Source organism: Halopseudomonas aestusnigri (genome assembly GCF_002197985.1).
GTDB classification, from domain to species: Bacteria; Pseudomonadota; Gammaproteobacteria; order Pseudomonadales; family Pseudomonadaceae; genus Halopseudomonas; species Halopseudomonas aestusnigri.
In genome coordinates, this window is record NZ_NBYK01000003.1 from 168,586 (window position 1) to 176,237 (window position 7,652).

Here is a 7,652-nt window from a genome sequence, read left to right on the forward strand (position 1 = left end):
TGTTCAACCCGGAAGACACACTCCGGTGCCGCCCAGACCGCAGTAGCCGCCGGGGTTCTTGGCCAGATACTGCTGGTGGTAGTCCTCGGCGTAGTAGAAGGTTGGCGCGGGCAGGATCTCGGTAGTGATCTCGCCCAGGCCTGCCTCCTGCAGCGCATTGGCATAGTTGGCCTTGCTGGCCTCGGCGATGGCGCGCTGGGCCATGTCGCTGACGTAGATGCCGGATCGGTATTGGGTGCCTTGGTCATTGCCCTGGCGCATGCCCTGGGTCGGGTTGTGCGATTCCCAGAACACCTTGAGCAGGTGCTGCAGTGACACCGCCTCCGGATCGAACACCACCAGCACCACCTCGTTATGGCCGGTCATGCCGGAGCAGACTTCCTCGTAGGTCGGGTTGGGCGTCAGGCCGCCGGCGTAGCCGACCGCAGTGCTGTATGCGCCGGGCACCTGCCAGAAGCGTCGCTCGGCACCCCAGAAGCAGCCAAGGCCGACGATCAGCGTCTGCATCTGCTCGGGGAAGGGGGGATGCAGTGGCGTACCCAGGACGCTATGGGTGGTCTGGCTGGTCTGGATCGGAGTGTCGCGACCGGGTAAGGCCTCTTCGGCCGTGGGCAGGCGCAGCTTGTGTTCAGGTAGGCGTTGGAAGAACATTTTTCGGCTCCTTCAGCGCTGCAGTTCGCCGCGCTGTTCCAGCAGGTCACGCACCAGATACAGGGCAGCCAGAGCGCGGCCTTCGGTAAAGTTGCTGCGGGCATTCAGTTCGCTAAGTTCGTACAGATCGACCTGGTCCACCCGGATCGGCTCCGGCTCGTCGCCCGGCAGGCGTTTTTCGTACAGGTTGCGGGCCAGCACTACCGCGATCTTCTGGCTCATGTAACCCGGCGAGAGCGACAAATGGGTCAGAAATTCCAGTTGTTCTGCACCAAAACCGGCCTCTTCCATGAGTTCGCGGTTGGCGGCCTCCAGCACGTCCTCGCCCGGTTCAACCAGCCCCTTGGGCAGTGACAGCTGATAGTCGTCCGTGCCGCCGCAATATTCCTCGATCAGCACCGCGGTGCGGTTATCGCGCAGGGCAACCACCATGACGGCGCCGTAACCCTGACCCTTGTTGACCAGCCGTTCATAGGTCCGCTCCACTCCGTTGCTGAAGCGCAACTGGACTTGCTCAACGGTAAACAGGCGGCTCTTGGCGACAATCTTTGCTTCCAGCGTTTCCGGCTTCTGCGGCATGGGGGCTCCGTGGTGATCGACCGATTGCGTGGGACGTGCTGAGCATCGCCGCCTGAGCTTTGGTGTTCAGGGTGGGTTGAGTCAACCAGCGCGTCCGCTGGTATCATAGCCGCACCTCAAGCCCAAGCCCAACCGCCAATGCTCAACTGGAATGCAATTGATACCGTGCTGCTCGATATGGACGGCACACTGCTCGATCTGCACTTTGACAACCACTTCTGGCTGGAGCACATGCCGGCCTGCTATGCCCGTCACCACGGTCAGTCGATTGAATGGGCCAAGACGGAATTGTACGCCATGATGAATGCCATTCAGGGCCAGCTGGACTGGTACTGCCTGGACTACTGGACCCGTGAGCTGGGGCTGCCGATTGTCGAATTGAAGCGCGAGATTGCGCATCTCATCAGCCTGCGCCCGGACGCCGACACCTTCCTGCAGGCACTGCAACGCAGCGGCCGGCAGGTGGTGCTGATCACCAACGCTCACCGGGATTCACTGTCGCTGAAGATGGAGCGGGTGGAGTTGCGTACCTGGTTTCAGCGGCTGATCAGCTCCCACGATTACGGCTATCCCAAGGAAACCCAGGCGTTCTGGCACGCCCTGCAGGCCGATATGCCGTTCGACCCCGAGCGTACGCTGTTTATCGACGACAGTCTCAGTGTGCTGCGTTCAGCGCGCGAATATGGCATTGCCCACCTGCTGGCCGTGCGCGAGCCCGACAGCCGAGGCGCGCGGCGCGATACCGAGGAGTTTGAGGCGGTGGAGGATTACGCGGAGCTGGCGCTGGCGGCGGAGCTGCCGCCAGCGAGCTAGAAGCTTGAAGCAGTTTTAGCACCATTGTAGCTGCAGTGCCTGGTGCAGCTTTCCTGCTGCGGACGCGACATGTCGCGTCCCTACGGTCGGGGATACATAATTGGCAAGAGTTCTTCTCATGGCTCAGCCAACTACGCAGACTCTTGGCTTCCAGCTTCCAGCTTCCAGCTTCCAGGGGGCGGCCATCCGCCTTGCAGCTTGCAGCTTGCAGCTACCGCTAGCCCTTCCCCTTGGTGCGCGTCTGGTTGGGTCGGGCGGTTTTCTCGATGTAGTCAATGATCAGGCCGGCGACGTCCTTGCCGGTGGTGGTCTCGATGCCTTCCAGACCTGGGGAGGAGTTCACTTCCATGACTACCGGGCCGTGGTTGGAACGCAGGATGTCGACCCCGGCCACGCTCAGGCCCATGACCTTGGCGGCGCGCACGGCGGTCATCCGCTCTTCCGGGGTGATCTTGATCAGGCTGGCGCTGCCACCGCGGTGCAGGTTGGAACGGAATTCGCCGGGCTTGGCCTGACGCTTCATGGCAGCGATCACCTTGTCGCCTACTACCAGGCAGCGAATGTCGGCGCCGCCGGCTTCGCGAATGTATTCCTGCACCATGATGTTGGCTTTCAGGCCCATAAAGGCTTCGAGCACCGACTCGGCGGCCTTTTCGGTTTCACACAGCACTACACCGATACCCTGGGTGCCTTCCAGCAGTTTGATCACCAGCGGCGCGCCGCCAACCATGCTGATCAGGTCCGGAATGTCGTCTGGGGAGTGGGCGAAGCCGGTCACCGGCAGGCCCACGCCCTTGCGGGCCAGCAGTTGCAGCGAACGCAGCTTGTCGCGCGAGCGGCTGATGGCAACTGACTCGTTGAGCGGGAACACGCCCATCATCTCGAACTGGCGCAGTACTGCAGTGCCGTAGAAGGTGATAGAGGCGCCGATGCGTGGAATCACCGCGTCGAAGCCTTCCAGCTCTTCGCCCTTGTAGTGAATCGACGGCTTGTGGCTGGCGATGTTCATGTAGGCGCGCAGGGTGTCGATTACCCGCACCTCGTGGCCACGTTCTGTCGCCGCCTCGATTAACCGGCGGGTGGAGTACAAATTGGCGTTACGCGACAGAATCGCAATTTTCATTCTGGGTCCCTTGACGCTGCAATGCGCTGTAGTGGGGGGGGTAAGGGTATGGTCTATCAGCGAGGCATTTCGAGCAGGGGCTTTTCCTGCACGAAACGGAGTCCCGGATTGATTACCAGTTGGGCATCCTGCATCGCCGTGCAGCCGATCAGCATGCGATAGCGCATGGCTTTTCGGCAGGTCAGGGTTATCTCAACGTCCCAACGTCGATCACCCAGTACCATCGCTGTGCGGATGACGTGGCGCTCCTGCATCTGACCGTTGGAACTCTTGATTCGTTTCAAGTCGACCAGGCGGGCTTCACAGCTCCGGGTGTATTGACGGGTACGGCTACCGATGTGCGCATCAAAGCGAACCCAGGTCTGGTCGTCACGCTCGAAGGTGCGGATGTTACTGGCATGCAGGGCAGAGGTTTTGGCGCCGCTGTCGATCTTGGCGATCATCTGGCTTATGCCGAGTTCGGGCAGCGCGACCCACTCTCGCAGGCCGATCACGCTAAGGTGATCAAAGGTTTTCACAGCGGTATCTCCAGGCCCGGGGCCATTGGGCGCGCATCATGCTGCAAGTCTCCGGTTTCGACAAGCCTGTTATAGTGCGCCTGCGAGAGGAGTACAAACCCGATGCAGCAAGAAGGCAAAGTCCGCCTGGATAAATGGCTCTGGGCGGCCCGTTTTTTCAAGACCCGTTCGCTGGCCAAGGCGGCCATCGAAGGGGGTAAGGTGCAGTGCGCAGGCGAGCGCTGCAAGGCCAGCAAGGAGATCCGGGTCGGCGATGTGTTGAGCATTCGTCAGGGGCTGGATCAAAAGACGGTAGAGGTACTGGTGCTGTCCGAGCAGCGCCGTGGCGCGCCTGAAGCGCAGCTGCTCTATCGCGAGAGCGAGGACAGCATTGCCGCGCGCGAGGCGGCAGCGGCGCAACGCAAGGCGCTGGGCGCCGGCGGGCAGATCAGTGACGGCCGGCCGAGCAAGAAGCAGCGCCGGCAGATCTTCCGTTTTCGCGATGAACGTAATACACCGGCCGAGGACTGATTGGGTATAATCGCGCCTTTTGAAGGTGCATCATGGCCGCTCAGGACATTACCCAACGCTTTCTGTTTGAAAACGCCGACGTGCGCGGCGAGCTGGTGTCCGCCGATCAGAGCTACCGCGAAATCCTCGCCAAGCACCCCTATCCGCAGCCGGTTCAGGCGCTGCTGGGTGAAATGCTGGCAGCCGCGGTGCTGCTATCGACCACCATCAAATTCGACGGGCTGCTGATTCTGCAGGCCCGCTCCAGCGGTCCGCTGTCGACCCTGATGGTCGAGTGCTCCAGCAAACAGGGGGTGCGCGGCATCGCCCGGTACGCCGACGATCTCAGCGGTGAAACCCTCGGTGAGTTGATGCCCGACGGGGTGCTGGCGATCACCATCGATCCGGACAAGGGGCAGCGCTACCAGGGCATCGTGTCGCTGGAAGGCGGCTCGCTGGCCGAATCGCTGGGCAGCTACTTCGCCAACTCCGAGCAGCTGCCGACCCGTTTCCGGCTGCATGCCGATGGTCGCGTAGCCCGCGGCTTCCTGCTGCAGGCGCTGCCGGCCGACCGTCAGAAGGACGAGCAGGAGCGCGCCGATACCTGGGCACACCTGAACGTGCTGGCCGATACCATTACCGCCGAAGAGCTGATTGGTCTGGATAACGAAACCCTGCTGCATCGCCTCTATCACCAGGAAGAGGTGCGACTGTTTGACGCGCAGCCGGTGCATTTCGAATGCAGCTGCTCGATGGAGCGTTCCGGCAATGCGCTGGTCAGCCTCGGGCAGGACGATGTCCTCGCGCTGCTAGAAGAACAGGGCGGTGAGATCACGGTCGACTGTCAGTTCTGCAATAGCCGTTACCGTTTTGATGAGCCCGCGGTGCAGGCGCTTTTTGCCGCTGCAGCCGAGCACGCGAAGGGTTTGCATTAAACGACAACGGCGCGGGCTTAGCGACTTTGTCTTTTTTTTGGCATAATGGCGCGCCTGCGCGCTGAGTCCGCGCTGAGTCAATGGACGAAAACCAACCTGAACCCCCACGGACTTAGGCCGAATCGGTCGGTCTTTAGATAGATACATTCGGTCAAAGTCGAAGAGGACCCTGTTTGATGACGCAAGCTACCAATACCGTGTACACCGACCTGAGCGTGGCACACCTGATCGAGCTGGCCATTCAGCGCAACGAAGGCCAACTGGCAGATACTGGCGCTCTGGTAGTCAAGACCGGTGCACGTACCGGCCGCTCGCCGATGGACCGTTTTATCGTTGACGAGCCGTCCACCAGCTCTGCGATTGCCTGGGGCGCGGTAAACCGTCCGTTCCCGGCTGACAAGTTTGACGCCCTGTGGGCCCGCGTTGCCGACTATCTGGGCGCGCGCGAAAGCTTCGTATCCCACGTCCACGTTGGTGCCGATCCGGCCCACTACCTGCCGGTCGTGATGGAAACCGAGACGGCATGGCACAACGTGTTCGGTCGCACCCTGTTCATCAATCCGGAAGCCTACAACCCGGCTTCTCGCGACGAGTGGCAGATCATGAACGCCCCGTACTTCGTCTGCGAGCCTGAGCGTGACGGTACCAACAGCGAAGGCTGCGTGATCATCAACTTCGCCCAGCGCAAGGTCCTGCTGGCCGGCATGCAATACGCCGGTGAAATGAAGAAAGCCATGTTCTCCGTGCAGAACTTCCTGTTGCCGGCCAAGGACGTGCTGCCGATGCACTGTGCCGCCAACGTCGGCGACAACGGTGACACCACCCTGTTCTTCGGTCTGTCCGGCACCGGCAAGACCACCCTGTCTGCCGACGAGTCCCGTAACCTGATCGGTGACGACGAGCACGGCTGGGCAGAAGGCTCCGTGTTCAACATCGAAGGTGGCTGCTACGCCAAGTGCATCGACCTGTCGCAGAAGAACGAGCCGGTCATCTGGAATGCCATCAAGTTCGGCTCCATCGTCGAGAACGTGGTTATCGACCCGGTTACCCGTCATGCCGACTACACCGATGTCAGTCTGACCCAGAACACCCGTGCCGCCTACCCGCTGGAGCACGTCGAGAAGCGCGTTGTTGCCAATATGGCCGGTGAGCCGAACGCGATCATCTTCCTGACCTGTGACCTGACTGGTGTGCTGCCGCCGGTGTCCATCCTGAACAACGAGCAGGCCGCCTACCACTTCCTGTCCGGTTACACCGCGCTGGTCGGTTCGACCGAAATGGGTTCGGGCGGCGGTATCAAGTCGACCTTCTCTACCTGCTTCGGTGCGCCGTTCTTCCCGCGTCCTGCCGGCGAGTACGCCGAGCTGCTGATCAAGCGCATCAATGCGTTCGGCAGCAAGGTCTACCTGGTCAACACCGGCTGGACCGGTGGCCCGTACGGTACCGGCAGCCGCTTCAGTATCCCGACTACCCGCGCGATCATTGCGGCAATTCAGTCTGGCGCGCTGGTCGGTGTCGAGACCGAGCACCTGCCGGTTATCAACCTGGACGTTCCGGTTGCTGTGCCTGGCGTTGAAACCAAGCTCTTGAACCCGCGTAACACCTGGGCGAGCAGTGCAGACTATGACAAGGCGGCGCAGGATCTGGCCAAGCTGTTCGTCGACAACTTCACCAAGTTCGATGTGTCTGACGCCATCGTCGCTGCTGGTCCACAGCTGGGCTAAGCCGCAGACAAGCCGCGTTAACGGAACCCGCCTGATGGCGGGTTTCGTGTTTTCAGGGTTGCCGTTTGGCGATGTGCGATGCTGGTTCGCCAATGTCGCGTCTGCGTCCGGGCCGGTGCCTTTGCGGCGCGAAAACATGGCAGATGTACACCCCTCCCGGTGGTGACCATACGGAAGGGGGATCGATTGCCACGGCTTTCGATAGAACATTGAAATAAAAGAGATAAAAAGGGTTGACACTCCTGCGCTGGTCGGTAAAATGGCGCGCCTCAGCAGGGGATATGTGTTACCAACCACTGCCGCTGTTGAGATGTTTCAAGGCCGGTCCGCGATAGCTCAGTCGGTAGAGCAAATGACTGTTAATCATTGGGTCCCTGGTTCGAGTCCAGGTCGCGGAGCCAACTTGAGATAAACGGGGTATAGCGCAGCCTGGTAGCGCGCCTGCTTTGGGAGCAGGATGTCGAGAGTTCGAATCCCTCTACCCCGACCAGTTTTTTTGAGCATGGGTCGTTAGCTCAGTTGGTAGAGCAGTTGGCTTTTAACCAATTGGTCGTAGGTTCGAATCCTACACGACCCACCACTCAAAACCTTCCTTGCACTATCTTTCATTTCTATCTGAATCAGTTCTCCTGGCCTGCCTTGTGCGGGTTTTTTTCGTTTGCGGCTCGCGTCTGGGTATGCCATGGCTGCGTCTGTAGTCTCGTTTGTTAACAAGCGTGTGCCCCGGCATCCACCTCGAGCGCGCCGTTTAAGCATGGAAAGACAAGTAGCGCGGTTGGTTCCTGTATTGCGCTGCCACTGAATCCGCTTTTCGCCTTCG

At 60.7% G+C, this 7,652-nt stretch carries 8 protein-coding genes and 3 tRNA genes; 7 read left to right on the forward strand and 4 right to left on the reverse strand.

The window, feature by feature from the left end; all coding sequences use genetic code 11:
- Positions 1–3: 3 nt before the first annotated feature.
- Positions 4–651, reverse strand: coding sequence for a peptide-methionine (S)-S-oxide reductase MsrA (gene msrA / locus B7O88_RS06925; RefSeq protein WP_088274590.1), 648 nt, complete (start codon positions 649–651; stop codon positions 4–6).
- Between the two features lie 12 nt (positions 652–663).
- On the reverse strand, positions 664–1,230 hold the full coding sequence (nudE, locus tag B7O88_RS06930; protein WP_088274592.1) for an ADP compounds hydrolase NudE: 567 nt from the start codon (positions 1,228–1,230) through the stop codon (positions 664–666).
- A gap of 138 nt (positions 1,231–1,368) precedes the next feature.
- Between nudE and yrfG the strand changes: the two genes are divergently transcribed.
- On the forward strand, positions 1,369–2,043 hold the full coding sequence (gene yrfG / locus B7O88_RS06935) for a GMP/IMP nucleotidase (RefSeq protein WP_088274594.1): 675 nt from the start codon (positions 1,369–1,371) through the stop codon (positions 2,041–2,043).
- A 217-nt stretch (positions 2,044–2,260) separates the two neighbouring features.
- On the opposite strand, the gene rimK is transcribed toward yrfG, so the two are convergent.
- Complete coding sequence (rimK, locus tag B7O88_RS06940) at positions 2,261–3,166, reverse strand: 30S ribosomal protein S6--L-glutamate ligase (RefSeq protein ID WP_088274596.1); 906 nt, start codon at positions 3,164–3,166, stop codon at positions 2,261–2,263.
- A 56-nt stretch (positions 3,167–3,222) separates the two neighbouring features.
- Positions 3,223–3,684, reverse strand: coding sequence for a retropepsin-like aspartic endopeptidase RimB (rimB, locus tag B7O88_RS06945; RefSeq protein WP_088274598.1), 462 nt, complete (start codon positions 3,682–3,684; stop codon positions 3,223–3,225).
- A 102-nt stretch (positions 3,685–3,786) separates the two neighbouring features.
- On the opposite strand from rimB, the gene B7O88_RS06950 reads away from it, so the two are divergent.
- The 6 genes from B7O88_RS06950 (at position 3,787) to B7O88_RS06975 (ending at position 7,412) form a co-directional block, all read left to right on the forward strand.
- Complete coding sequence (locus B7O88_RS06950) at positions 3,787–4,194, forward strand: RNA-binding S4 domain-containing protein (RefSeq protein WP_088274600.1); 408 nt, start codon at positions 3,787–3,789, stop codon at positions 4,192–4,194.
- A gap of 32 nt (positions 4,195–4,226) precedes the next feature.
- Positions 4,227–5,108, forward strand: a complete 882-nt coding sequence (gene hslO / locus B7O88_RS06955) for an Hsp33 family molecular chaperone HslO (RefSeq protein WP_088274602.1) — start codon at positions 4,227–4,229, stop codon at positions 5,106–5,108.
- 176 nt (positions 5,109–5,284) lie between these two features.
- On the forward strand, positions 5,285–6,832 hold the full coding sequence (locus B7O88_RS06960; RefSeq protein WP_088274604.1) for a phosphoenolpyruvate carboxykinase: 1,548 nt from the start codon (positions 5,285–5,287) through the stop codon (positions 6,830–6,832).
- A gap of 325 nt (positions 6,833–7,157) precedes the next feature.
- Positions 7,158–7,233 (forward strand) — tRNA-Asn (locus B7O88_RS06965).
- A gap of 12 nt (positions 7,234–7,245) precedes the next feature.
- Positions 7,246–7,322 (forward strand) — tRNA-Pro (locus B7O88_RS06970).
- Between the two features lie 14 nt (positions 7,323–7,336).
- Positions 7,337–7,412 (forward strand) — tRNA-Lys (locus B7O88_RS06975).
- Positions 7,413–7,652: the final 240 nt, after the last annotated feature.

Bases quoted from the DNA above. Each gene is read 5' to 3' on its own strand.
- B7O88_RS06950 (WP_088274600.1), top strand. From the start codon at position 3,787: ATGCAGCAAGAAGGCAAAGTCCGCCTGGATAAATGGCTCTGGGCGGCC.
- B7O88_RS06960 (WP_088274604.1), top strand. From the start codon at position 5,285: ATGACGCAAGCTACCAATACCGTGTACACCGACCTGAGCGTGGCACAC.
- hslO (WP_088274602.1), top strand. From the start codon at position 4,227: ATGGCCGCTCAGGACATTACCCAACGCTTTCTGTTTGAAAACGCCGAC.
- nudE (WP_088274592.1), bottom strand. From the start codon at position 1,230: ATGCCGCAGAAGCCGGAAACGCTGGAAGCAAAGATTGTCGCCAAGAGC.
- yrfG (WP_088274594.1), top strand. From the start codon at position 1,369: ATGCTCAACTGGAATGCAATTGATACCGTGCTGCTCGATATGGACGGC.
- rimK (WP_088274596.1), bottom strand. From the start codon at position 3,166: ATGAAAATTGCGATTCTGTCGCGTAACGCCAATTTGTACTCCACCCGC.
- msrA (WP_088274590.1), bottom strand. From the start codon at position 651: ATGTTCTTCCAACGCCTACCTGAACACAAGCTGCGCCTGCCCACGGCC.